At 59.3% G+C, this 24,826-nt stretch carries 22 protein-coding genes; 10 read left to right on the plus strand and 12 right to left on the minus strand.

Translation table 11 applies throughout. The features are described 5' to 3' along the window. Positions 1-128 precede the first annotated feature (128 nt). Genes J2X15_RS01630 through J2X15_RS01650 form a run of 5 tightly spaced genes read left to right on the plus strand, consistent with a single transcriptional unit; the run spans position 129 to position 6,040 of the window. Positions 129-1,484, plus strand: a complete 1,356-nt coding sequence (locus tag J2X15_RS01630) for an ATP-binding protein (RefSeq protein WP_310338813.1) — start codon at positions 129-131, stop codon at positions 1,482-1,484. A 2-nt stretch (positions 1,485-1,486) separates the two neighbouring features. Further along, entirely contained in the window at positions 1,487-2,791 is a 1,305-nt protein-coding gene (nosR, locus tag J2X15_RS01635) for a response regulator c-di-GMP phosphodiesterase, NosR family (protein ID WP_310338815.1), read from the plus strand. Between the two features lie 36 nt (positions 2,792-2,827). Continuing rightward, a complete protein-coding gene (locus J2X15_RS01640) occupies positions 2,828-4,984 on the plus strand; it encodes an EAL domain-containing protein (RefSeq protein ID WP_310338817.1) in 2,157 nt (718 codons plus the stop codon). Further along, entirely contained in the window at positions 4,977-5,171 is a 195-nt protein-coding gene (locus tag J2X15_RS01645; protein WP_310338820.1) for a hypothetical protein, read from the plus strand. The genes J2X15_RS01640 and J2X15_RS01645 overlap by 8 nt, the downstream gene beginning before the upstream one ends. After that, a complete protein-coding gene (locus J2X15_RS01650; protein ID WP_310338823.1) occupies positions 5,171-6,040 on the plus strand; it encodes an HDOD domain-containing protein in 870 nt (289 codons plus the stop codon). Before J2X15_RS01645 ends, J2X15_RS01650 begins: the two co-directional genes overlap by 1 nt. Position 6,041: 1 nt before the next feature. Here the strand turns inward: J2X15_RS01650 and J2X15_RS01655 are convergent, their stop codons facing one another. The 4 genes from J2X15_RS01655 to J2X15_RS01670 form a co-directional block, all read right to left on the minus strand. After that, on the minus strand, positions 6,042-6,884 hold the full coding sequence (locus J2X15_RS01655) for an HDOD domain-containing protein (RefSeq protein ID WP_310338825.1): 843 nt from the start codon (positions 6,882-6,884) through the stop codon (positions 6,042-6,044). Between the two features lie 145 nt (positions 6,885-7,029). After that, the gene (locus J2X15_RS01660; RefSeq protein WP_310338828.1) at positions 7,030-7,812 is read right to left on the minus strand and encodes a 3-hydroxybutyrate dehydrogenase; all 783 of its coding nucleotides are present in this window, start codon (positions 7,810-7,812) and stop codon (positions 7,030-7,032) included. Continuing rightward, positions 7,809-8,936, minus strand: a complete 1,128-nt coding sequence (locus J2X15_RS01665; protein ID WP_310338831.1) for a DUF3734 domain-containing protein — start codon at positions 8,934-8,936, stop codon at positions 7,809-7,811. Before J2X15_RS01665 ends, J2X15_RS01660 begins: the two co-directional genes overlap by 4 nt. 187 nt (positions 8,937-9,123) lie before the next feature. Beyond that, positions 9,124-10,599, minus strand: a complete 1,476-nt coding sequence (locus J2X15_RS01670; protein ID WP_310338833.1) for a DHA2 family efflux MFS transporter permease subunit — start codon at positions 10,597-10,599, stop codon at positions 9,124-9,126. Positions 10,600-10,758: 159 nt separating this feature from the next. Here J2X15_RS01670 and J2X15_RS01675 point away from each other — a divergent pair, with 159 nt between their 5' ends. Genes J2X15_RS01675 through J2X15_RS01690 form a run of 4 tightly spaced genes read left to right on the plus strand, consistent with a single transcriptional unit; the run spans position 10,759 to position 13,850 of the window. Then, on the plus strand, positions 10,759-11,568 hold the full coding sequence (locus J2X15_RS01675) for a beta/gamma crystallin-related protein (RefSeq protein ID WP_310338836.1): 810 nt from the start codon (positions 10,759-10,761) through the stop codon (positions 11,566-11,568). A 24-nt stretch (positions 11,569-11,592) separates the two neighbouring features. Continuing rightward, positions 11,593-12,471 carry a transglutaminase-like domain-containing protein gene (locus J2X15_RS01680; protein ID WP_310338839.1) on the plus strand — a complete coding sequence of 293 codons (879 nt, stop codon included), beginning with the start codon at positions 11,593-11,595 and terminating at the stop codon, positions 12,469-12,471. Positions 12,472-12,508: 37 nt separating this feature from the next. Further along, positions 12,509-12,895 carry a DUF4398 domain-containing protein gene (locus J2X15_RS01685; protein ID WP_310338842.1) on the plus strand — a complete coding sequence of 129 codons (387 nt, stop codon included), beginning with the start codon at positions 12,509-12,511 and terminating at the stop codon, positions 12,893-12,895. A gap of 43 nt (positions 12,896-12,938) precedes the next feature. Then, positions 12,939-13,850, plus strand: coding sequence for an OmpA family protein (locus tag J2X15_RS01690; RefSeq protein WP_310338845.1), 912 nt, complete (start codon positions 12,939-12,941; stop codon positions 13,848-13,850). A 67-nt stretch (positions 13,851-13,917) separates the two neighbouring features. Here J2X15_RS01690 and J2X15_RS01695 read toward each other — a convergent pair whose 3' ends face one another. From J2X15_RS01695 to J2X15_RS01730, 8 genes are all read right to left on the minus strand, one after another. Then, a complete protein-coding gene (locus tag J2X15_RS01695) occupies positions 13,918-14,847 on the minus strand; it encodes a DMT family transporter (RefSeq protein WP_310338848.1) in 930 nt (309 codons plus the stop codon). A 44-nt stretch (positions 14,848-14,891) separates the two neighbouring features. Next, entirely contained in the window at positions 14,892-15,797 is a 906-nt protein-coding gene (locus tag J2X15_RS01700) for an acyltransferase (RefSeq protein WP_310338851.1), read from the minus strand. 15 nt (positions 15,798-15,812) lie between these two features. Continuing rightward, positions 15,813-17,861 (minus strand): diguanylate cyclase domain-containing protein, encoded by a 2,049-nt coding sequence (locus J2X15_RS01705; protein ID WP_310338853.1) that lies wholly within the window; start codon positions 17,859-17,861, stop codon positions 15,813-15,815. A gap of 23 nt (positions 17,862-17,884) precedes the next feature. Then, positions 17,885-18,661 (minus strand): ABC transporter ATP-binding protein, encoded by a 777-nt coding sequence (locus tag J2X15_RS01710; RefSeq protein WP_310338855.1) that lies wholly within the window; start codon positions 18,659-18,661, stop codon positions 17,885-17,887. A 43-nt stretch (positions 18,662-18,704) separates the two neighbouring features. Further along, on the minus strand, positions 18,705-19,832 hold the full coding sequence (locus J2X15_RS01715) for a succinylglutamate desuccinylase/aspartoacylase family protein (protein ID WP_310338858.1): 1,128 nt from the start codon (positions 19,830-19,832) through the stop codon (positions 18,705-18,707). A 6-nt stretch (positions 19,833-19,838) separates the two neighbouring features. Further along, positions 19,839-20,552, minus strand: coding sequence for an ABC transporter permease (locus J2X15_RS01720; RefSeq protein WP_310338861.1), 714 nt, complete (start codon positions 20,550-20,552; stop codon positions 19,839-19,841). Continuing rightward, positions 20,549-21,235: an ABC transporter permease gene (locus J2X15_RS01725; protein WP_310338864.1), complete on the minus strand. Its 687-nt coding sequence runs from the start codon at positions 21,233-21,235 to the stop codon at positions 20,549-20,551. Before J2X15_RS01725 ends, J2X15_RS01720 begins: the two co-directional genes overlap by 4 nt. Positions 21,236-21,307: 72 nt before the next feature. Next, complete coding sequence (locus J2X15_RS01730; protein ID WP_310338867.1) at positions 21,308-22,153, minus strand: ABC transporter substrate-binding protein; 846 nt, start codon at positions 22,151-22,153, stop codon at positions 21,308-21,310. Positions 22,154-22,423: 270 nt separating this feature from the next. On the opposite strand from J2X15_RS01730, the gene J2X15_RS01735 reads away from it, so the two are divergent. Next, positions 22,424-24,802 carry a YgiQ family radical SAM protein gene (locus tag J2X15_RS01735; protein ID WP_310338870.1) on the plus strand — a complete coding sequence of 793 codons (2,379 nt, stop codon included), beginning with the start codon at positions 22,424-22,426 and terminating at the stop codon, positions 24,800-24,802. The last annotated feature ends 24 nt before the right edge of the window (positions 24,803-24,826 follow it).

Below are 24,826 nucleotides of genomic sequence, written 5' to 3' on the forward strand. Positions count from 1 at the left end.
AGTTTCTGAACAAGATGGGGGGGAGCCATGAAAACATGCGGTCACAATTCGAGAGCGTCAATAGTGAGTGCCTGTTTGAATGTTGATCGTTTTAAGTTTTGTTCACAATAAAACACCTACGCCAGCATATGAACTCTGGACTTAACAATCTTGAACCGTCGAGCTTCTTTGAGGGTAGTCCGATCGCTACTTTCATTGTCAATATCGATCACGTTGTAACCCACTACAACAAGGCATGTGCTCAACTGCTCGGCGTTCCAGCTTCTGACGTCGTCGGGCGAAAAGGTCTAGGTAAAGTTTTCTACGGTGCTGAGCGCCCCGTAATGGCGGATCTCATTGTGGATGGCGCCATGATCGACATCATTTCTGATCTGTACCAAAACACATATCGCAGCTCGCTCATCATTCCAGACGCCTACGAGGCTGAAGGATTTTTCCCACGATTGGGAACCTCCGGAAGATGGCTTTTTTTCACCGCCGCGCCACTTAGAAATTTGAACGGAGAGATCGTTGGCGCCATAGAAACGCTACAGGACATTACGGAAAGGAAAATTGCCGAGAATGCTCTAATGAAATCGCAGCTGGAGGTCGAAGAGATCGTTGAGCAGCGAACCGCAGAGCTGACCAAACGAAATTCAGAGCTCAACTTGCTGAATGCCAAGCTGGTCACTGCGCAGGAGCATTTGGTGCAGTCAGAAAAGTTGGCCTCCATCGGACAACTGGCTGCTGGGGTCGCCCATGAGATCAACAATCCTATTGGGTACATTTTTTCCAACTATGGTATGTTGGAAACCTATCTGGGCAGCCTGTTTGAAATGCTGAGCGCGTACGAAGGTGCTGAGAAAAGTTGCGGCGATCCCAATGTGATCAAAGAGCTACAGGCCAAGCGCTTGGCCTTGGAAGTCGATTTTCTGAAAGAGGACATTCCGGACCTCATGAAAGAGTCCAAGGAAGGCATCGTGCGGGTGCGAAAAATTGTCCAGGATTTGAAGGACTTCTCCCACGTAGATGCCAAGCCGGAATGGAGCTTTACCAACCTGAATCAGGGCATTGACTCCACCTTGAATGTGGTCAATAACGAAGTGAAATACAAGGCGGACATCATCAAAGAATACGGTGACATACCGCCGGTGCAATGCATTCCGTCCGAGATCAACCAAGTGGTCATGAATCTGGTGGTGAATGCGGCCCATGCGATCGGGACAGACCGTGGGAAAATATGGATCCGCACTGGTGTTGAGAATGAATCCGCATGGATTGAAGTTGCAGACAATGGCAGCGGCATTCCGAAAGAGGTGGTGCCGCGAATTTTCGACCCGTTTTACACCACAAAACCGGTTGGAAAGGGGACGGGATTGGGGTTGTCACTATCGTACGGAATTATTCAAAAACACCGGGGGCAGATTGACGTGCAAACGGAGCTTGGAAAAGGAACGACGTTCCGGTTGCTACTTCCACTGACGCAAACAGATAAGGCGGAATAGAAATGAGTGCGCTGCCAGTCGAAGCAAGCCCGAATTTACGCACCGTTTTGTGCGTGGACGATGAGGCGAACATCCTTTCGGCTTTAAGGCGTCTTCTACGTCCCCATGGATTTCAAGTGATCGTTGCGGAGAGTGGCCAAGCCGGGCTGACGGTGTTGGAGAGTACACCCGTGGATCTGGTGATATCTGACATGCGAATGCCCGAAATGGACGGTTCCAAGTTTTTGGAGCAGGTGCGTCAGCGCTGGCCAGACACGATGCGCCTTTTGCTGACAGGCTATGCGGACGTTTCTTCCATCATTGAGGCGATCAATCGCGGTGAGATTTATCGCTACATCACCAAGCCATGGGACGATCACGATCTAGTCTTGATCGTGCAGCAGGCGCTTGAACGCAAGGTGCTGGAGCGTGAGAAGAAAAAACTAGAAGATCAGGTACTTCTTCAGAACGAAGAGTTAAAAACCCTCAACGCAGGTTTGGAAGCCAAGGTTCAGGCGCGCACCCAGGAACTCCAAGCTGCCAATGGGAAACTCAAAAAGAATTACCTGAACACCATCAAGGTGTTTTCCAACTTGATGGAATTGCGTGGAGGCAACCTCAGCGGGCACTCACGCTTGGTGGCAGACCTAGCGCGTCGCACGGCGTCGAGCATGGGACTACCTGACGCCGCTCAGCAGGAGCTTTTTGTTGCCGGGTTGTTGCACGACATTGGACAGATTGGACTATCTGATGAGGTGTTGTCAAAGCCAGTCGGGCGGCTGTCGGAAAGTGAATTGACCCTCTATCGGCGACATCCGGTGTGGGGTGAGCAGGCGTTGATGTCGCAGGACGATATGTACGGAGTCGCTGCTTTGATCCGATCGCATCATGAGCGGTACGATGGACTCGGGTTTCCCGACGGCCTTGCCGGGGACGCTATATCCGTAGCGGCAAGTATTCTGATGGTGGTCGAAGCGTTTTTGGATCTTCAAGCAGGGAACCTGAGTCAGGCTAAGCTGTCCACCAGTGAAGCCCGGTCCATGATTGCACGCGGACGGGGTACTCAATTTAACCCTGAGGTGGTTGACGTATTTTTGCAGGTAACCCTGAATGCTGCTCCAGTAGCGGAAGCGCCGGCGATCATGCTCAAAACCAGTGAACTGGTGCCAGGCATGGTGATGGCGAGGGATCTCAAGACCCACGACGGTATCGTTTTGCTGAGCGCAGAACATGTGCTGACGGAGAAGTTGATTAGATTGCTGCAGCAGCGAGAATCCAGAGACGACATCGAAATGGTGTTGCCCATTAAGCCGCCACAAAAAATATAAACGGCAGCTGGTTGATAAATCCCTAGGGAGGATTGAATGACAGAGGGTTTGCAGGGCTTAAATCGGGCATCTCATGAGCATGGCATTGACTCCGCCACGGGATTGCCAGGACGCGGCGTGCTGTTGGAAAAATTGAACTCCTTGCCGCGAGACTTGGACGTGGCGCTTCTCTGCATTGATCTGGATCATCTGGCCTCTCTGAATGAGGCCATGGGACTGTCCGCCGGTGACAATGTTTTGGCGGAAGCTGCGAAACGGATTTCTACACGTGCCGAGCCAAGCAGCTTTCTGGCCCGCTATGGCGGCGATGAGTTTGCATTGTTGATTGAGAACGTTGCAAACTTTGAAGAAGTCGGTCGCATCGCCTCGACTTTGATAGAGGAGCTAATGCGTCCCTACCTAATAGCGGGGAAAGAAGTTTTTGTAGGCGCCACCATAGGCATTGCCTATACGTTGAAGTCGCAATTGGGTGTTGCACAAAAACTTGAGGCAACCACTATTGATCAAGCATTGCACCACGCAAAAGCCGCCCTCTCCAGGGCCAAGGTCGTGTCAAGAGGTAGTTGGCTCCTGTATGAACCCGGCATGACACCGGTTTTAGGCGCGCGTCTCCACTTGGAGACGGAGTTGGCTGTAGCGGTGGCACAAGGACAGTTCTTGGTGTACTACCAACCCAAGGCTTCATGCCGCAGCGGGGCAATTACTGGGTTTGAGGCTTTGATACGCTGGCTGCATCCCACTAGGGGAATCGTGCCTCCATCGGAATTCATCCCGATCCTGGAAGAAACGGGATTGATAGACCGCGTAGGCGCTTGGGTTCTTAGAACCGCCTGCCAGCAACTCGCAGCCTGGGATCTCTTAGGGCACGACAGACTGACCATGGCGGTCAACGTCTCCCTTCGGCAACTTGTAGATCTGACCTATCCGGAATCGGTCAAAGCCATCCTTTCGGAATCCGGGGTGCCTGCGGAGAGGCTGGAACTGGAGCTGACAGAAAGCCTATTGATGCAGGATGTTCGACAAACGGAGGTGCTCTTATTTCGCTTGAAGGCGCTGGGCGTTCGACTTTCGATTGACGACTTTGGAACCGGATACTCAAGTCTGGCCTACCTGAAGCGCCTGCCCATCGATACTGTGAAAATTGACAGAACCTTTGTTCAGGACATCACCACAAATCCCAACGACGCATCCATTACCCGCGCGATCATCGGAATGGCCCGCAGTCTCAATTTATCCCTCATTGCTGAGGGTGTGGAGACGGAGGCGCAATTGTCAAAGCTAGTTGCTGAGCACTGCGATACGGTTCAGGGCTATTTTATCGGCAAGCCGATGCCTGCGACTGATACTGTCGCATTGCTCGCATCTGGTTGGCGTTTGCCCCCAGAGCTGATTGGTCGCCCCACCAAAACAAGGACGTTGCTACTGGTGGACGATGAGGAAAGCATCCTTTCTGCACTAAAGAGGCTGCTCAGGCGCGAGGGCTATCGGATCCTAAGTGCCGGCTCAGGCGCTGAAGGATTGGAATTGCTGGCGAAGAACGACGTGGACGTCATCGTCTCGGACCAGCGTATGCCCAATATGACAGGCGAAGAATTTTTACGCCTAGCGAAAGAACTATATCCAGACACCGTGCGGATGGTTCTCTCGGGCTATGCGGACATGCAATCCATAACGAATGCCATCAACCAAGGTGCAATCTACAAGTTTTTGAGCAAACCTTGGGATGATCAAGGCCTAAAGGACAACATCCTAGAAGCGTTCAGGCATAAAGAGCTTAGCGATGAGAATGGTCGGCTCACGCGCGAAATTGGGTTGATGAATGAAGACCTCAATCGCAGCAACAAGGCGCTCGCGGTGCTTTTGGATGAGCAAGCGCGCAGATCACTGGTCGGCCAAACGGCACTTTCGGTGGCGCAGCAAACTCTCCACCTATTGCCCATTCCGGTGTTAGGTCTCGATCCAAGTGGAATGATTGTTCTCAGGAATGAGGCGTTTGTAGGACTAGGAATAGACGAGGACACCATTTCATCGCTCGTTGGGACACTCCCATCCTGGCCATCTACAGAGGTGAGCTATTCAGACCATGTTGATGCGGCAGGACGACGGTGGAGCTTGGCGGGGCGCAACTTGGCTAGCAGTGGGCACCATTCCGGAATGGTGTTCGTTTTTTTTCGAGGAGTGCCACATGAGTGAAACGTCGCCCAGGCCGGTGGTTACAGAAACCATGATGGTGCAACCAAATGTTGCACATGCAGCACTTTCTGACTCAGACAATGAAACTTTGAAAGTGCAGCGGCGCTTCCGTCTCTCCGGAAATGGCCCAGCCAGCAGAGCGCTTCAGGTTGCTGTACTGGCCTTCCTGAAGCAAAAGGAAAATTAATGCGACCAAGCTTGGAACAGGCGATTGCAGCCGTTCAGCAACTGCCGAACTTGCCGAGTACCACGAGAGTGGTCTTGGGGTACCTGAATGACGACGACGCAGATATCAATCAGGTCGTTCAGGCCATTGCACGGGACCAAGGCTTGGTCGCGAGGGTATTGCGAATTGCCAATTCGCCTTTCTATGGTTTACCCAACCAGGTTCAGACCATTCATGAAGCCGTAATCGTTTTAGGCTTTTCAAACCTTAGGTTAGTCGTCACTGCAGCCATGATGACCGCACAAAAATTTCCTGGGTTGGCGAATGGCGTCGAGGTTCAAAGGCTGTTTCGCCACAGTATTGCCGTCGCCATATGCGCAGCCGCAATCGGACGGAGCAACAAGCTCAATCCTAACCTTCTGTTTTTAACGGGAATCCTGCACGATATTGGGAAGCTGGCACTCATGGCCACATTTACTGCCCAATATGAAGAAGTGCAGTCGCTTCGAGCATCCGGCAATCTATTGACGATCGACGCTGAAGCACAGGTTTTTGGGTTTAATCACGCGACTATCGGTGCGGCGTTATGTCGGCATTGGCATCTTCCAGAAGCCATTGCAGTCGCGATTGGTGACCATCATAGTTTCGGAGGCGACGACGATTTAGACCCGAGCGCCAAAGACTACAGTGCCTTCGCCGAAGTCATCCATCTCGCTGATGCCGTTGCGCTTGGGCTCAATTTGGAGGCTGATCCTTTGGCCGCAGTCCCTCCATTGTCAGAGCGTGGATGGATTCGCCGGATGGGATCACACGAAAAATTAAACATAGATTTCAAAGAGATAGAGAGGCTGTACCAGGAATTGGTCGTCTTGATCGATGGCCACAGTTAAATCAAAGCAAGGACGCGATATGTACATCCTCAAACATAGACTTCATGTCGCCGAGCGTAAGTAGCAGATCTTCCAAGGTGCCCCCCAGCCGTTGCCGTACAAAGACCGGAAATTCCTCCACATGGGTGTTCCCTGCAAAACCGAGCTCCAATTTTTTGCTGATCTGGTTGGCGGCAAACACACATGCGCTAAGACTGGTATCCGGAAGTTCGGGACCGTACTGGTAGCGAATGGCCTCAATCAATTGGCTGGGAAACTGCCATTTCTCGACCAGCATCGCCCCCACAGTGGCGTGGTCCACGCCGATGATCTTTCGTAGTGTCAGATGGAGCGATTCCCCTTCCTCCTGACTATTGCGAAGGGCAAGGCGAAATTCAACGGGTTTGAATTGCGCCAATACGATTTTCCCAAAGTCGTGTAATAACCCGGCAATGAAGCAGTCGACCGGGTCTGCATCCGGTACTCTGGATGCCAAGTATTTCGCAATTGCTGCAGTCGACAAGCAGTGCTGCAAGTACGGTTGCACTTCGAATCCAGCAGGGTTCTTTTGGGGCAACGCGCCTATTGCCGCAATAGCCACGGCTAGGTTCTTGATGGTGTTGAAGCCCAAATAGACTACAGCATGGTCCAAGGAGGAAATTTTCTTTGGCAAACTGTAGTACGACGAATTGACTACGCGAAGTATTCTCACCGTGACAACCGGATCTTTGCCAATGACTTGGACCAGATCCTTTGGCGTGCAATTGATATCTTGGGTCAGAACCAAAATTTTACGAACGCTCTCTGGAAAAGCAGGCATCCCCTCAACGGCCAAGACAAGCTTTTGCGCCAATATGGTGCTCATGGAGACGTCCGTTTGCATCGTTGACTTTCCTCTATTGGGCAGATGATAGTAAGTATGGCTTTGTATATCGCTTTGATGTGCCTAGCCAGCTTCTTTCTTGAATTTCTCAACCGGCGCCATGTTTGTGGTGGCCGAGGTGCAGTGCTTACTGCATGAACCAGCCGTGGCTGACCACGATGGACTGACCGGTCAGCGCGTTGGATTTGAAACTGGCGAACAGCAGCGCCACTTCGGCCACGTCTTGCACCGTGGTGAACTCACCGTCCACGGTTTCCTTGAGCATCACCTTTTTGATGACATCCTCCTCACTGATGCCCAATGCGGCGGCCTGCTCGGGAATCTGCTTTTCCACTAGCGGCGTGCGTACAAATCCGGGGCAAATCACGTTGGCGCGTATCTTGTACTTGCCGCCTTCCTTGGATACGGTCTTGCACAGGCCGATGAGTCCGTGCTTGGCGGTGACGTAGGCGGACTTGAGCACAGAAGCCTCTTTGGAGTGCACCGATCCCATGTAGATGATGCTGCCGCCGTTGCCGGACTTTTGCATGTGGGGCATGACGGCCTTCGTGGTGAGGAAGGCACCGTCCAGATGGATGGCCAGCATCTTCTTCCAGTCGGCAAACGGAAACTCTTCAATCGGATGCACGATCTGGATGCCTGCATTGCTCACCAGCACGTCCACTCCGCCATAGGCGGCCACCACTTCGGCTACGGCGGCGTTCACTTGGTCTTCATTGGTCACATCCATGGCCACGGCCATCGCCGTGCCCCCGGTCTTGGTGATCTCATCCGCAACCGCCTGGGCCGCGTCTTTATTCAGATCGGCAATGGCGACCTTGCCACCCTCGCGGGCATAGGAGAGGGCGATTTCCTTGCCAATGCCGCTGGCGGCGCCGGTAACGATGCAGACTTTGTCTTGGAGTTTCATGTCGGTACTTTCTGGGTTGGGGTGTCGGAAGTCAGGTCAAACACGCGCACACCAGTGGCGTTGCGCTCGCGCCCGGTCCAGCGCGCATCGTGCAGCGTGTGGGCCATGTCGGCGCGGCCGGTGTCCCAGTGTTCTTCCATGGACAGGCGGGAGAACTCGTAGTCCTTGGACTGGCTTTCGTAGTGCTTGCTTCGGTAAATCAGGTGCACCACGTCCACACCACCTTCGCAGCGCAGGCGGGCCAGCGCGCGGGCGTCAGGGTCGTGGCGCAGTTCTGGCGGCAACTTGGCCAGCAGGCGCTGGGCGGCCTGGGCAATCACCTGGCGGTCCAGCTCCATGGTGGTGTTGAGCCGGGTGCGGCTGGAGAAACGGATGTCCTTCTCACGCTCGGTAACCTCGGTCAGCGTAGCGGGCAGGGCGCCCGCTGCGGCAAACAAATCGACCTGGAACACGGTGCGCTGCTGGTCGCCCGGCTGGTCCAGCACGTACTGCAGTGGCGTGTTGGAGACCAGGCCTCCGTCCCAGTAGTGCTCGCCATCAATCTCCACGGGCGCAAAGCCCGGCGGCAGGGCGCCACTGGCCATGATGTGGCGCACATCGATGCGCTGCTTGGCCGAGTCAAAGTACTCAAAGTTACCGCTGCGCACATTGACTGCACCCACCGATAGCCGCACAGTGCCCGTGTTGATGCGATCAAAGTCGACCAGGCGCTCCAGCGTTTGCCGCAGCGGCGCGGTGTCGTAGTAGCTAATGGCTTCTAGCGTGCCACGGGGCTGCAGCGGTGCGGGTGGAAAGCGCGGCGCATAGAACCCTGGCACGCCAAACAGCATGGCCTGGCTGGCACTGGTTTCGTTCAACAGCTCACGCAGCGGTGCACTGGCCACGGTGCGGGGCGCCAGCGCGGAGCTGACCAGCTCCCAAAATTCACGCAACCGCGCTACACGCGTGTGGGGCGGGTTGCCTGCAATCAGGGCGCAGTTGATGGCGCCGATCGAGATGCCTGCCATCCAGGTGGGTTCGCGGTAGACCTTGCTCAGGGCTTCAAACACGCCTGCCTGGTAAGACCCCAACGCGCCGCCGCCCTGCAGTACCAGGATGCACTCTTTGTCCGAATTCGATGTCATATGGTGGAAGTGGATCTCACGTTGGGTTGTTACCGCCGATGGTGCGGGGTACGTGGGCATGTGTCAATGCGCCGAAGTGTGAACACGGGGTAAAGCCGCTGCCACGGTTTACAGGAATAAATAGGGCGATAGCCCCCGTAGAATATGCGCTAGAAGCTATCTATTTGATAGCAATGCGTCGCCGGCTTCAACGCTTGGACTTGTTGTCGCGTAGCTGCCATGCTGCCACCACGGCGATGGCACACAGGGCCGCCAGCATCAAAAACGATTCGTTGAAAGCGGCGAGCCGTTCCGGGTTGGTATTGGGGTGGGCCAGAGACTGGCCACGTGCGGTCAGCCGCCACTCCAGCACGATGGCGCAGACGCTCACACCTACGGCGCCGCCCACCGTGCGCACAAAGTTGATCACGCTGGAGCCCTGCGGAATCAGGTGCTTGGACAGGCCACGCATGGCGCCCAGGTTCAACGAGGGCAGGATGAAGCCTAGCCCGATGCGGCCCACCACCACCCAGCCCACGATAAAGGCAATCGCCGTGCCCAGGCCCACAGTCACCATCAGCGCAAAGCCCAGTGCCAACAGCAGCAGGCCAATGCTGACCAGCACATGTGTGGGGTGCTTGTCGGCCAGCCGGCCCACCAGCGGAATGGTGATGGCCAGCGCGATGCCCGCGGGCAGCATGATGGTGCCCACATAGGAGGCCGACAGCCCCAGGCCCATCTGCAGGTACACCGGCAGCAAGTAGGTGGAGCCAAACAGCGCAGTGCCATAAATGAATGAAACCAGGCTGCCCATGGCGAACTGCCGGTGGTTGAACAGCGCCAGGTTCATCAGCGGGGTCTGCTGGTGGGGGCCACGGTGGATGTGGCTCAGGCGCCGCTGCCATTTGACAAACACCAGCAGTGCCAGCGCCGCCGTGCCCAGCATCAGGGCTGAGTGCACAAAGCCCCCGTTGTGCAAAGAGACCAGGCCGTTCAGCAGGCACAGGGTGACAGCCGTGGCCAAACCCAGGCCGCGCCAGTCCAGCGTGGGTTTGTTAGCCGGAGCTGCGTCGTCGCTGGTGGTGGTGAAAGTGGGAATGAAGCGCTGCCCCATGTACAGCGAGGCCAGGCAAAACGGCACCACCATGAAGAAGGTGGAGCGCCAGCCAAACCAGTCCACCAGCAGCCCGCCAATGCTGGGGCCAATGGCCGGTGCCAGCACCACGCCCATGCCAAACACGCCGCTGGCACGCCCCTGCTCGTTGGAGCCGAAGGCGTGCAGGATGATGATGGCGGGTATGGGTTGCACCACCCCCGATGCCAGGCCCTCGGCCACGCGGGCCAGCAGCACCAGGTCAAAGTTGCGGCTGAAGCCGCCCGCAATGCCCCCCGCCAACAGCAACAGCATGGCCCAGGCGTAGGTGGTGCGGTAACCAAAGCGCGACAGCAGCCAGGGTGTGGTCAGCATGGACACGGTCATGGCCACCATAAAGCCTGAAGACACCCACTGCATGCGGTCCTGCCCCAGGCCAAAGTAGCGGCTCATGTCCGGCACCGCCACATTGATGATGGTGGACGACATGATGGACGCCATGGTCCCAATCATCACGGACAAGAGCAGCAGCCAGCGGTAGCGCTCGCCGTGGCGGGTCTGCAGGCTGGCAAGGGTGTCGGTAGAAGGCATGGGCACATTCTGCCGGGTTTGTAGGACTGCGACTACCGCAGGTCGCGGCGCCGATCCCTAGCCAACAGCACCCCGCGGCCTCAAGCTTCAATCACGCCACTGTTGCGCTTGCCCATCGCATTTTGCGCAGTGCTTTTTCTCTTTCTCTGATTGGAATTCATGACCTCTTTCATCCCCACCGTATTGGCAGCGGCCCTGTTGGCCGGTGCAGGCCACGTGGGCGCGCAGGTTGTGTTTTACGAAAACCAGGACTTCCGCGGCCGTGCGGTGACTGTGAACAAACAGATCGACAGCTTTCAGCGTGAAGGCTTCAACGACCGCGCCACCTCGGCCATTGTGTTGAACGACCGCTGGGAAGCCTGCGATGACGTGTACTTTGGCGGACGCTGCGTGGTGCTGCGCCCGGGGCGTTATCCCTCTTTGGCTGCCATGGGCATGAATGACCGCATTTCCTCGGTGCGTGAAGTACACCGCAATGCCCGCATTGACGACAACCGCTATGCCCCCGAAGCCCCACAGCCCGTGTACGACAACCGCCGTCGCGGCCACGAGAAGCTGTACCAGGCCAAGGTGACCTCGGTGCGTGCCGTGGTCGGCCCGCCTGAGCAACGTTGCTGGATGGAACGCGAAGACGTGCCCGCCACGCAAGGCAGCATGAACGTCACCGGTGCACTGGCCGGTGCCTTGCTGGGCGGCATTTTGGGCCACCAGGTGGGCAGCGGCGGTAGCCGTGACCTGGTCACCGTGGGCGGTGCTGTGGCCGGTGGTGCCATCGGTGCCAATGTGGGGCGCGACAACAAGCCCGCCACGACGCGGGAAGTACAGCGCTGCAACACCGTTCCCAGTCAGGCCAAACCCGAATTTTGGGACGTGGCCTACACCTTCCGCGGCCAGGAGCACCACGTGCAGATGACAGCGCCCCCGCGCCAGAACATCCCCGTGAATGCCAAGGGCGAGCCCCGCGCCTGAGCCTGAGTAATCCGGAAAATTTCTATGCTGCGTCTGAGCTTCTCCATCGCGTTGAACTACAACATCACCCCACCCGGGTGTGACTTCATCTTCAACATCCACGCGGCCCAAACCGCGCACCAGACGGTGGTGAGCGAGTCGCTCACCGTCAGCCAGCAGGTGACACCCAAGATGTACACCGACCCGGTGACGCACAACCGCTACTTGCGGCTCAAGGCCTTTGCCGGCCCGCTGACCGTGCGCTACGAGGCGGTGGTGGACCTGGCCCACCATATAGCCCAGCCGATGGAGGTACCTGAGGTGCCCGTGGCTCAGCTGCCCGGTGCGGTGCTGCCGTATATCTACCCCAGCCGCTACTGCGAGTCCGACCGCCTGCACCGCCTGGCCGTCAAAGAGTTTGGCCACCTGCCGCAGGGCTACACCCGCGTGCAGGCCATCTGCAACTGGGTGACCCAGCGCGTGATGTTTCGCTCCAACACCTCCAACGGCAACACCACGGCGCTGGATACCCTGGTGGACGAAACCGGCGTGTGCCGCGACTTTGCGCACCTGATGATTGCGTTGTGCCGCGGCGTGAACATTCCCGCGCGCTTTGCCACGGGTATTGACTATGGTGCTGACCCCGCTCTGGGCCCCACCGACTTCCATGCCTATGTGGAAGCTTTTGTGGGCAACCGCTGGTACCTGTTCGACCCCTCGGGCACCGCCATTCCCATGGGCTTTGTGCGCTTTGCCACTGGGCGCGATGCCGCCGATTCCGCGTTCGCCACCATGTTTGGGGGCGTGCAGGGCACGGCCCCGGTCATGCAGATCCAGGCCATCCCCAATGCACAAGGTGTGCTGGTGGTGCCCGAACACGTTCCCCACGCCCTGTCCACCGACGGGATTGCCAATTACCACTGAGGGGACCACCGGTCCCCGGTTCACCGGAGAGAAGAATATGAAACAACGCACCATGCCCACCCTGTTGCTTGCCTGCACACTGGCCGTTTTGGCCAGCGCAGGCTGCGCTACCCGCACACAAACTGCAGCTACCGCCAATGTGGCTGTGTCCAAAGCCGAAGTGGCCAACGCAGCCGACGCCGATGGCGTGCAGTTTGCCCCGGCTGAGATGGCCGCTGCCCGCGAGAAGCTGACTTTGGCCAACCAGGCTATGGCCGCCAAGGACTACAAGGCCGCGACTGCGTTGGCCACCGAGGCCCAGGCCGATGCCAAGCTGGCCCAAAGCAAGGCCAAGTCGGCCAAGGCACAGGCCGTGACCGATGCGCTGCAGGACGACATCCGCGTGCTGCGCGAAGAGTTGGACCGCGCCAATGCGGCCAAGTAGCGCAAGCCCACCCCTTTTCACCCCACATTCCAAGGAGTTCTTCATGAAACACGCTTACCTGACCCCCATCGCTCTGGCGATGGTCGTTTTTCTCGGTGCCTGTGCATCCGGCCCCACCAGCACCACCCAGTTGGAGAGTGCCCGCAATGACTACGCGCAGGTGCAACGCAACCCTGATGTAGGCAACTACGCCGCCCTGGAAATGCAGCAGGCCAGCGATGCCATGCAGCAGGCCAATACCGCTTCCGACAAGGGCGAGAGCCTGGCCAAGGTGGACCAACTGGCCTACCTGGCACAGCAAAAAATCGCACTGACCCAAGAGGTGGTGAAACAAAAATCCGCCGAGGCCACAGCGGCCCGCACCGCCAGGGAACGCGACCAGATGCAACTGAGCCAACGCACCAATGAAGCCAATCAGGCCACGGCCAATGCGCAACAAGCCCAGGCCGCCGCGCAAATAGCGCAGAGCGATGCTGCCGCGGCCCAGCGCAAAGCTGATGAGGCCCGCGCAGCCACCGCCGATGCCCAGACCCGTGCGGCGCTGCTGGAGAGCCAACTGGCCGAACTGTCAGCCAAAAAGACCGAGCGCGGGATGGTGATCACCCTAGGCGACGTGCTGTTTGGCAGCGACAAGGCCAATCTGACCGCAGGGGGCATGCGCAGTGCCCAGAAACTGGCCGATGTGCTCAAGCAAAACCCCAACCGTAATGTGCTGGTGGAAGGTTTCACCGACAGCACCGGTGCCGATGCGTATAACCAGCAGTTGTCAGAACGCCGTGGCATGACCGTGCGTGAGGCGCTGCTGCAGATGGGCATTGGCAGCGAGCGCATCAGCGTGCGCGGCTATGGCGAGGCATACCCGGTGGCAGCCAATGACACCGCGGGCAACCGCCAGCTGAACCGCCGGGTGGAGATCGTGTTGTCCGATGAAATGGGCAAGACCCAGCAACGCTAAGCCTTACAGTTCCCGCCGGATGCTATTGTTTCAATAGCTATTGCCGCAGTTCCTACGGGGGCTGCGGCTATTTTTCTTGTGTAACCCACCAGATGCCTAAGCTCACCAGCACCAGGGCCACCAGGTATTTCCACTCCAGCAGCGATTCGCCCAAAAACAGCGCGGAGAGGCAGGCGCCAAACACCGGCACCAAAAAGCTGTACACCGCCACGGTGCTCACGCGGTTGAACTTCAGCAACACGCCCCACAGCGCAAAGGCCACGGCCGACAGCAGCGCCATATAAACCAGCAGCAGGCTGGGCGCCAGCGTGAACGTACCGATGTGCCCACCCGCAGCCCAGCCAATCAGCACCAGCACGACACCGCCGATCCCCAGCTGGTAGCCCGTCATGACCACGGAGTCCATGCTTTGCGAGATGCGTTTGCCGTAGAGCGATGCAGCGGACAGCACCAGCGCTGCCAGCACGATGAAGCCTTCGCCCAGCAGCGTGAACTCACCGTCGGTCGCACCACCGCCCAGTAGTCCACCAATGTTCACGGCCAGCACCCCGACAAAGCCCAGTGCGCAGCCCATCAGCTTGCGCAAGGTCAGGGTGTCGTTGTGGTACACACAATGTGCCAGCAGCACACTGAAGAACACACCAGAGGCATTGAGGATGGAGGCTTTCACCCCTGTGGTGTTGGCCAGACCAATGTAGAAGAAGATGTACTGCAGCGTGGTTTGCAGCACGCCCAGCAGCGCCAGCTGTCCGGCCTGTGCGCGGTGCAAGGTCAGCGGCTTGCCAGCGAGCCGCGCAAACACCAGCAGCAGCGCGCCAGCACCCACAAAACGGTAGCCCGCAAACAGCAGCTGCGCGGCCAGGTCGTTACGGCCGATGGCCAACAGCGCATAGCCTTGCTTGATGGCGGGGTAGGCACTGCCCCATAGCAGGCAGCACAGGCTGGCCAGCAAAAAGACAACGCGGGGGCGGGTGAAAAATGGCGTGGAAGGTGACAAGGCGCAAGGGGGCACGACAAGGCGCCCAGGTTACGGGGAAAGAATTAGCGAAGCGCTTGTTGGGCCCGGAGGGTGGCAATCTGCGCGTCTTTCTCGCGCCAGAGCTGCTGCACCCATTGGGCAAAGGCTTCGCGGAAAGCGGGGTCCTGGCCATAGTCACCGCCCAGCAGCTGGGTGGGGACCGGGATGGAGCGCGCACGCACCACCACGCGCGGCAGCTGGCCGCACAGGAAGGACCAGAACGTGGGCACACCGTCGGGATAGACGATGGTCACATCCAGGATGGACTGAAACTTGTCACCCATGGCTTGCAGGGCCAACGCCAGGCCACCAGCCTTGGGCTTGAGCAGGTGCTGGTAGGGCGACTGCTGTTTGGCGTGCTTGGTCGCGGTGAAGCGTGTGCCTTCCAGAAAGTTCATCACGCTGGTGGGGATGAGGGTGAACTTCTCGCAGGCTTTGCGCGTGGTTTCCTGGTCCTTGCCACGCATCTCGGGGTGTTTTTTGAGGAACTCTTCCGTGTGGCGGCGCATGAAGGGAAATTCCAGCGCCCACCAGGCCAGGCCCATGATGGGCACCCAGATCAGCTGCTGCTTCAGAAAGAATTTGAGCAGTGGGATGCGCCGGTTCAGCAGGTGCTGCAGCGCCAGGATATCCACCCACGACTGATGGTTGCTGCTCACCATGTACCAGCTGTGGCGGTCCAGCCCGTCCAGGCCTTGCACGTCCCACACGGTGCGTTGGGTCAGCGCCATCCAGCCGCTGTTGCAGCCTATCCAACCTTCGGCAATGAACAGCAGCACCGGGTCAATGGCCAGACGTACGGCACGAAACGGCAGTACCAGTTTGACCAGCGCGAACAACAGCAGGATGGGTACCCAGAACAGTACGTTGAGCGTGAGCAGCAACGAGGCAATCAACCCCAGCAGGGGTGCAGGCAAAAAGTGCAGCATGGGACTTTCAAGCTTTCAAGGTTGGTAAAAACACAGGGTGTTTCTACCGTCGGCCTTGGCTTGGTACATGGCGGTGTCGGCCTGCTTGAGCACGTCGCTGGGCACCATGCCTTCGCCTTTGAACAGTGTAATGCCGATGCTGGGTGAGGTGGTGTAGAGGTGGGTGTTGAGCAGGTAGGGGTCGTTCAGGCTGGCCAGAATCTTGTGGCCCACGGTGGTGGCGTGCAGCCGGGCTTCTTCGTACTCGGCACTCAGGTCCTGGATTAGCACCACAAACTCGTCGCCACCCAAGCGCGCCACGGTGTCCACCGCGCGAATGCTTTGTTGCAGGCGCCGCGCCACTTCCTGCAGCAGCAGGTCGCCCACGTCATGGCCGTGCGTGTCGTTGAGCAGCTTGAACTGGTCTAGGTCCAGGAACATCAGCGCGCCGTGCTCACCCTTGCGGTGGCTGGCGCCCAGGGCCTGTTGCAGCCGGTCGGTCAGCAGGCGGCGGTTCGGCAACCCTGTCAGCGTGTCGTGGAAGGCCAGGTGGCGAATCACCTCTTCGGCGTTCTTGCGCTCGGTGATGTCGCGTGCAATCGCGATGAAGCGTTCTTCCTCGCCCGGCACCGTGGGCTTGCGCACCACCGACAACTCAAACCATTGCTTGCCCGCGTGTAATTCCAGGCTGTATTGTTTTCCGTAGGAGCTGCCTGTCGCCTGTGCTTCGCGCAGGGCAGCCATACAGGTATCTGCGGCATCCTTGGGCAAAATGTCCGACACCAATCTGCCGAGCAGAAGCTCAGGTTGGCGCTCCAGCAAGCTGTTGTTTTGGCTGTGCACTGCGCGGTAGTGCCCTGCAGCGCTGCATTCAAACAGCAGGTCAGGAAGCGCTTTGAGGGTGGCCTCCAGTTCCGCTTGCGTGGCATGCAATTGCGCTTCGGCCTGCTTGCGGCCGGAAATGTCCATCAGCGTGCCCACCATGCGTTGGGGCGCGCCGTCCTTGCTGAACTGCACCACCTTGCCGCGGCTGCTGAGCCAGATCCAGCGGCCATCGGTGTGGCGCGCACGGTACTCGGCCTGGTAGGCCGGACTGTTGCCGGTCAGATGGCCGCGCATGGCCTGCATGGCGGTGCTCAGGTCGTCCGGGTGCACCAGGTGGCCCCAGGCCCGGCCGAACTCGCTTTCGCGCGGGTCGCGGCCCAGCATGTGGCAAGAGCGCGCGTCCAGAAAATAACCGCGCTCGTTGGTCAAGTCGTGGTCCCAGCGGCCCAGGTCGGCGCCCATGATGGCCAGTTCCAGTTGCTCGGTGGTGTCGCGCAACAGGGCCTCCGCCACCTTGCGCTCCTGGATATTGCGCGACATGCCCAGCACGCCAATGACGTTGCCGTCGTTGTCACGCATGGGCGTCTTGGTTACCTCAAACAGGTGGCCCTTGGGGTTGATGGTGGTGACGGAGTTTTCTTCGAACATGACAGAGCGGCCAGCCTGGATGGCCCAGTGGTCGCTGACCAGAAAGGTCTCCGCGACCGACTCCTCCACCCAATGCGCATCGCGCGTGCCGATGATGTCGGCGGGTGTGATGCCCAGTTGGCTGGCAAAGGCGTCGTTGCAGGTGAGGTAGATGCCGTCGATGTCCTTGAGCCAAACCTGGTCGGGAATGGTTTGCAGCACATTGCGCAGCAACGCCTCGCTCTTGCGCATCGCGGCGCGGGAGGCGCGTTCGCGCGTGATGTCCTCCATCGTGCCCTCAAAGTACAGCACCTTGCCGTCCTCGCCCAGCATCACATGGGCATGCTCACGCACCCAGATACGCTCGCCGGTTTTCAGGCGGTACACCTCCGACACAAAGTTGGTGACCTGGCCCTGGGCCAGGATCAGTTCGGCAAACTTCTCGCGACGCTGGGGGTGCACATAGGGGTCACGGCCGTGGTCTTGCAGATGCCGCTGCATTTCCTCTTCGCTGCTGTAGCCATTGAGCCGTAGAAAGGCCGCGTTGACCTTGAGCAGCTTGCCGTCCACGCTGGAGCGATATGCACCAATCGGCAATTGCTCAAAGAGCGTGGAGGTTTCACGCAGGGGCATGGCAGGCGGGCGAGGTGCTGTGCTTACTTCAGGCTGCCCGACAGAAACTGTGCCAAGCGTTCGCTTTTGGGGCTGGCCAGCACCTGGGCGGGGTTGCCTTCTTCCTCGATCAGGCCTTTGTGCAAAAAAATCAGGTGGTTGGCCACCTCGCGGGCGAAACCCATTTCGTGGGTGACCACCACCATGGTGCGGCCTTCCAGCGCCAGGTTTTTCATGACCTTGAGCACTTCGGACACCAGCTCGGGGTCCAGCGCGCTGGTGGGTTCGTCAAACAGCATGACTTCGGGCTCCACGGCAAGCGCGCGGGCTATCGCCACGCGCTGCTGCTGGCCACCGCTCATGTGCGCGGGGTAGCGGTCTTCCACGCCCGACAGGCCCACCTTGGTCAGGTACTTACGCGCAGTGTCCACCGCCTGGTCTTTAGAAATGCCCAGCACATGTACCGGCACTTCGATGATGTTTTGCAGCACCGTCATGTGGGCCCACAGGTTGAAGTGCTGGAACACCATGGCCAACCGCGTGCGCAGGCGTTGCAGCTGCTTGGCGTCCTTGGCCACCAGCTCGCCCGTGGGGCCGGGCACCAACACCAGCTCTTCGCCCGCCACGTGGATGCGACCCTGGTGTGGGCGTTCCAGCATGTTGATGCAGCGCAGGAAGGTGCTCTTGCCCGAGCCCGAGCTGCCAATGATGCTGATCACGTCGCCCGCGTGGGCAGACAGCGACACACCCTTGAGCACCTCGTTGCTGCCAAAGCGTTTGTGGATGTTTTCAACCTGGAGTTTGAGAGGTTTGCTGGTCATTGCAGTGCAGGGTAATGCGTTGGGAATGGAGAAGGCCGGGTACTCAGGCCCCCAGCAGTTCCCCGGTTCGGAAAGGAACGGCACCGGCTACTTTGCCGATTTCGGCGCCCGAGACGGCGTAGCGGTCTCGCACCCGGGCGTAGAACACGCCAGCCACGCCGGCCACCACGCGGTGGCTGGTGTTGGCAATGGGGTCAATGACTTCGGCCACCAGATCGCCCAATTGCAGGGTTTGGCCCACCTCGGCGGCATAGACCACCACACCGGGCACCGGGGTGTTCAGGGTCTCGGAACCGGCCAGGGGCGTGGCAGGGCAAAGTGCCGCAGGGATGGCCACCGGACCACCCGCAATGGCACCGCTGTGTTGCAGGAATGCGAGCACGGCTGCGGCATCGTCGCGTGCAAAGGCGTGGGCCACGTCGGCCTCACCACGCAGCTCTACCGTGGTGCTGCAGCAGCCTTGGGGCAGCGGGGCTGTGCGGCCGGCAGCCTTCAGGGCTTCGGCCAGCTGCCACCAGGCACCTGACAGGCATTCGTCAAACGGACCACTGCCCGAGTTTTTGGCCAGCAGAATAGCTTGGGCCTTCAGCAGGTGGGCCAGTGGCGCCAACTGGGGCCAGCAGCCTTCCTCGGTGTAGAAGTGCATCACACCTTCGCAGTCGCAGTGCAGGTCAATCACATAGTCGGCGTCGTGGGCCAGCGTCAGCAAGGTGCGGCGCAGGCTTTGCAGCTCGGTGGCGGGCTGCCACTGGCGCAGGTATTCGCCCATGGCGCGGCGCACGGTGGCCACATTGGCCGCCGGATCGGTTCCCAGGACATCCTTCACCAGTGGGAACACGGCTTGGGCCAGATCGGGGTAGTGGCGGTTGAAGTTTTCCGAGCTGTCCAGCTCAAACCGCCCCATGGGTTTGTGGTCCACGCGCTGGGCCAGGCCAATTGGGTTCGCCACGGGCACCAGTACTACTTCGCCCAACAGGGTTCCGGCCGCTTCGGCCGCATCCAGATGGGCACGCAGGTGGTGTGCCACCAGCATGCCGGGCAGCTCTTCGGCATGCAGGCTGGCCTGGATGTAGACCTTGGGGCCTTGGCCCGGCGTGCCGTAGTGAAAACTGCTGAGGCTGCGGTGGCTGCCCAGGCTGTTGGAAAGCAGGAGGTGGTCGATGCGTTGCATGGCGTTTTAGTGCGTGCGGGGCGCGAGGTAGGCCAGGAATTGTTTTTCTGCCAGGCGGAAGATTCCGATCAGGCAAAACGATGCCACCAGGTAAATGGCGGCCGCGGCAATGTAGGCCTCAAAGGGCAGGTAGTAGTCGGAGTAGACGCGGCTGGCGGCGGCGGTCACGTCCAGCATGCTAGGCACTGCGCTGGCCAAGCTGGTGCTCTGCAGCATCATGACCACCTCATTGCTGTAGGCGGGCAGGGTACGGCGCAGTGCACTGGGCAGCACGATGTAGCGCATGACCTGAAAGCGGCTCATTCCATAGGCTTGCGCCGATTCGATCTCGCCGGCCGAGGTCTCTCGGATGGCGCCTGCCAGCATTTCGGCGGTGTAGCCCGCGGTGTTCAGGCTGAAGGCCAGCAGCGCGCAGAAGAAGGGCTCCTTGAAATGCGTCCAAGGCCAGACATCGTCCCAGCGCGCCTGGATCCATTCCAACTGGCCCAGGCCGTAGTAAATCAGGTAGACCTGGATCAGTAGCGGTGTGCCGCGGATGACATAGGTGTAGGCCCCGACGATCCATCGCAGCGGTGCCCAGGGACCGGTCAGCAGTAGGGCAAAAATCAGCGCCAGCACGGCACCAATGCCCAGTGACGAGAGCAGCAGTCCCAGTGTGGTGAGGATGCCGGTGGCGTAGAGCTCCAGGTTCTGGGGCTCAAAAATCACATGCCATTTCATAGTTCACCCCGCTTGGCACCCAGGCTGTAGCGCGCATTGAGCTTGCGCAGTGCGTACAGCGAGATGGTGGTGTAGATCAGGAACAGGGCCGCAGTGAACAGGAAGAATGCAAACGGAGAGCGCGTCGCGGCGCTGGCCTGTTTGGAGAGGTAGGTCATTTCCTTCAAGCCAATCAGGCTGACCAGTGCGGTGGACTTGATCAGCACCAGCCAGTTGTTCGTGAAGCCGGGCAGGGCGTAGCGCACCATTTGCGGCGTGGTGATGCGCACAAAGGTTCTCAGCGGGCCCATGCCGAAGGCCCAGGCCGCTTCCATCTGGCCCTTGGGGATGGAGAGGATGGCGCCGCGGAAGGTTTCCGTCATGTAGGCACCGTAGATGAAACCGAGAGTCAGTACGCCGGCCGCAAAGGGGTTGATGTCGATGGTGGCCTTGCTGCCAGAGAGTTCCAGCAGGTGGTTCAGGCCAATGGTGCCACCGTAAAAGACCAGCAGCATGACGACGAGATCAGGCACACCGCGGATGACGGTGGTGTAGGCCGATGCAATGGACACCAGCACCGGGCGCCCAGACAGTTTGGCCGCAGCGCCAAGCAGGCCTAGGACGATGGACACCACCAAAGCGCAGAGCGAGACGCCGATGGTCAGCACCGAGCCTTGCAGGATTGCGACGTAATAAGCATTCATGGAGGGGCCGGGGTAGCGGTTAACGCAACGGGGCGCAGAAAAGCGCCCCGTTGGTATGAGCAATTACAAGAATTATTCGCCGTAAACGTCGATGTTGTACTTGGCGAAGTACTTGTCGTTCAGGGTCTTGTAAGTGCCGTTCGTACGAATCGCCTTGATGGCGTCGTTCAGTTCGGCTTTGAGCTTGTCTTCGCCTTTGCGCAAGGCAATGCCAGCGCCGTAGCCGTAGTACTTGGGATCCTTCAGGTCAGGTCCGACCAGCTCGTACTTGGCGCCTTCGGGCTTGGACAGGAAGCCACCGGTGACTTCCATGTAGTCGGCCACGGTACCGTCCAAACGGCCGGACTTGATGTCCAGGTAAACCTGGTCTTGGGCTTCGTAGGAGTTCACGATCACGCCGGCGGGTTTCAGGTCACCCAAAGCGTATTTTTCTTGGGTAGAGCCCTTCAGAACGCCAATCTTTTTGCCCTTGATGGACGCCGCATCGGTGAACTTCACACCCTTTTTCAGCACCAGACGGCTGGGGGTGTTGTAGTACTTGTCGGTGAAGTCAACTTCTTTCAGGCGGTCGTCCGTGATGGACATGGAGCTGATGATGACGTCGTATTTCTTGGCGTTCAGGCCGGGGATCATGCTGTCCCAGACTTGTTCGACAAATTCGCACTTGCGCTTGATTTGTTCGCAGAGGGCGTTGGCCACATCCACGTCAAAGCCGGTGGGTTTGCCGTCGGCGGACTTGAAGGTGAAGGGTTCGTAGGTAGGGTCGATGGCGACCTTCAACACGGCGGCTTCAGGCGCAGGTGCGGCAGCGGCTGGGGCCGATGCGGGAGCAGCAGGCGCTGCGGGCGCAGCTTCTTCTTTTTTGCCGCAAGCAGCCAAAATCGAGGTGACTGCCAGTGCCAGCAGGAGTTTCTTCATGGAAAAGTTCCCTTAGAGTTGCCGGAGCAAGCCCCGGCGGATTGAAAAATAAGAAAAAATCATTCTACGGGCTAAGCACAGCAAATTTGATGCCGCCCCAAGCCAGTGCATTGGGGTTTTTACCGTGGAAAATCAGCCATTTGGCGCTTTCCGCTGGCGAACAGTGCGCAAAGTTCCGATTGCGCTTTCAGTCCCCCCTGCGCCGCTTGTCCCTAGAGAGTGCGTGAACAGGCACAAAACCTTACACTCTAGGGTTACCCCCGGATATCCATGAACGCCCCAGTCGACGTCTCCTTTTTCGCGCGCGCCGCCAAGCCGCTGTCCAGTTACCGCAAGTACTGGGCGGCCCGCTTTGGCACGGCCAAGTTTTTGCCCATGAGCCGCAAAGAGATGGATGTGCTGGGCTGGGACAGCTGCGACATCATTCTGGTGACGGGTGACGCCTATGTGGACCACCCCAGCTTTGGCATGGCGGTGATCGGTCGCATGCTGGAAGCGCAGGGCTTTCGCGTGGGCATCATCGCCCAGCCCGACTGGTCCAGCGCCGAGGCCTTCAAGGCCCTGGGCAAGCCCAATCTGTTCTGGGGCGTGACCAGCGGCAACATGGATTCCATGATCAACCGCTACACCGCGGACCGCAAGATCCGCAGTGACGACGCCTATACGCCTGGCGACGTGGGCGGCAAGCGCCCCGATCGCGCCGCCATTGTTTATAGCCAACGCTGCCGCGAGGCCTTCAAGGACGTGCCCATCATTTTGGGCGGTATCGAAGGCTCCCTGCGCCGCATTGCCCATTACGACTACTGGAGCGACAAGGTGCGCCGCAGCGTGGTGGTAGACGCCAAATGCGACCTGCTGCTGTATGGCAACGCCGAGCGCGCGATTGTGGAAATCGCCCACCGCCTGGCCGCCAAGGTGCCGGTGGAGCAGATCACCGATGTGCGTGGCACCGCCTTTGTGCGCCGCCCCGACGACGAGACTGGCAAGGGCTGGTTCGAAATCACCTCCACCACCGTGGACGAGCCCGGGCGTGTGGAAGCCCACATCAACCCCTACATGACCACCAGCGAGCAGGCCGCAGAGAACGGCGCCACCTGTTCCAAGGACGACGAAGCCAAACTGGTGGCCGAGGGTGCTACCAAAGAAGGAGCGGCCCGCGCAGAGGCCATGCGGGCTGAGGCCATAAAACCCTTGACGTTTATGCCCAACCCCGCCTTGCATGGCCTGGGCAAGTACAAGGTGCCGCCGCGGGAGCGCTCGGTCATCCGCCTGCCCAGCTACGAGCAGGTGCGCTCCGATCCCATCCTCTATGCCCATGCCAACCGCGTGCTGCACCTGGAAACCAACCCCGGTAACGCCCGCTCCCTGGTACAGGCGCATGGCGAAGGCACCACGGCGCGTGACGTCTGGATCAACCCGCCCCCCATCCCGCTGACCACGGCCGAGATGGACATGGTGTTTGACCTGCCGTATGCGCGCAGCCCGCACCCTGCTTATGCCGACGAAAACGGCAGCCACGACCACGCCACCAAGATCCCGGCCTGGGAAATGATTCGCTTCAGTGTGAACATCATGCGCGGCTGCTTTGGTGGCTGTACCTTCTGCTCCATCACCGAGCACGAGGGCCGCATCATCCAAAGCCGTTCGGAAGAATCCATCATCAAGGAAGTCGAAGACATCCGTGACAAGGTCAAGGGCTTCACCGGCACCATTTCCGACCTGGGCGGCCCCACGGCCAATATGTACCGTCTGGGCTGCCGCAGCCCCGAGATCGAAGCGGCCTGCCGCAAGCCCAGCTGCGTCTACCCCGGCATCTGCCAGAACCTGACCACCAACCACGACCCGCTGATCAAGATTTACCGCCGGGCCCGTGCGCTCAAGGGCATCAAGAAGATCCTGATTGGCTCCGGCCTGCGTTACGACCTGGCCGTGAAGAGCCCCGAGTATGTGAAAGAACTGGTGCAGCACCACGTCGGTGGCTACCTGAAGATCGCGCCCGAGCACACCGAGCAGGGCCCGCTCACCAAGATGATGAAGCCCGGCATTGGCTCGTACGACAAGTTCAAACAGCTGTTCGAGAAGTTCAGCGCCGAGGCCGGCAAGAAGCAGTTCCTGATTCCCTACTTCATCGCCGCCCACCCGGGTACCACCGACGAAGACATGATGAACCTGGCCATCTGGCTGAAGAAGAATGGTTTTCGCGCCGACCAGGTGCAGACCTTCTACCCCAGCCCCATGGCCACGGCCACTGCGATGTACCACTCTGGCCGCAACACGCTCAAGCGCGTGCATCGCACGGCGCAGAGCGATGATGAGACCGTGGACATCGTGCGCGGTGAGAAGCGTCGCCGCCTGCACAAGGCGTTTTTGCGCTACCACGACCCCAACAACTGGCCGCTGTTGCGCGAGGCGCTGAAGACCATGGGCCGCGCCGACCTGGTTGGCAATGGCAAGCACCACCTGATCCCCACCTTCCAGCCCTTGGGCGATGGTGGCTACCAGAGCGCGCGCAAGAAGAATTCGACCGCGGCGCCCACCAAGGCGGCTGCGCCAGTCAAAGGCCGTATGCTGACCCAGCACACTGGTTTGCCCCCGCGCGTGACCGGTGCGGCCAAGCCCAGTGCCAAGCTGCCCCGCAAGCCGCGCTAGCCTGTTTTTTGAAGTCAAATAGGC

This window comes from Rhodoferax saidenbachensis (assembly GCF_031457975.1).
Lineage (GTDB): Bacteria > Pseudomonadota > Gammaproteobacteria > Burkholderiales > Burkholderiaceae_C > Allorhodoferax > Allorhodoferax saidenbachensis_A.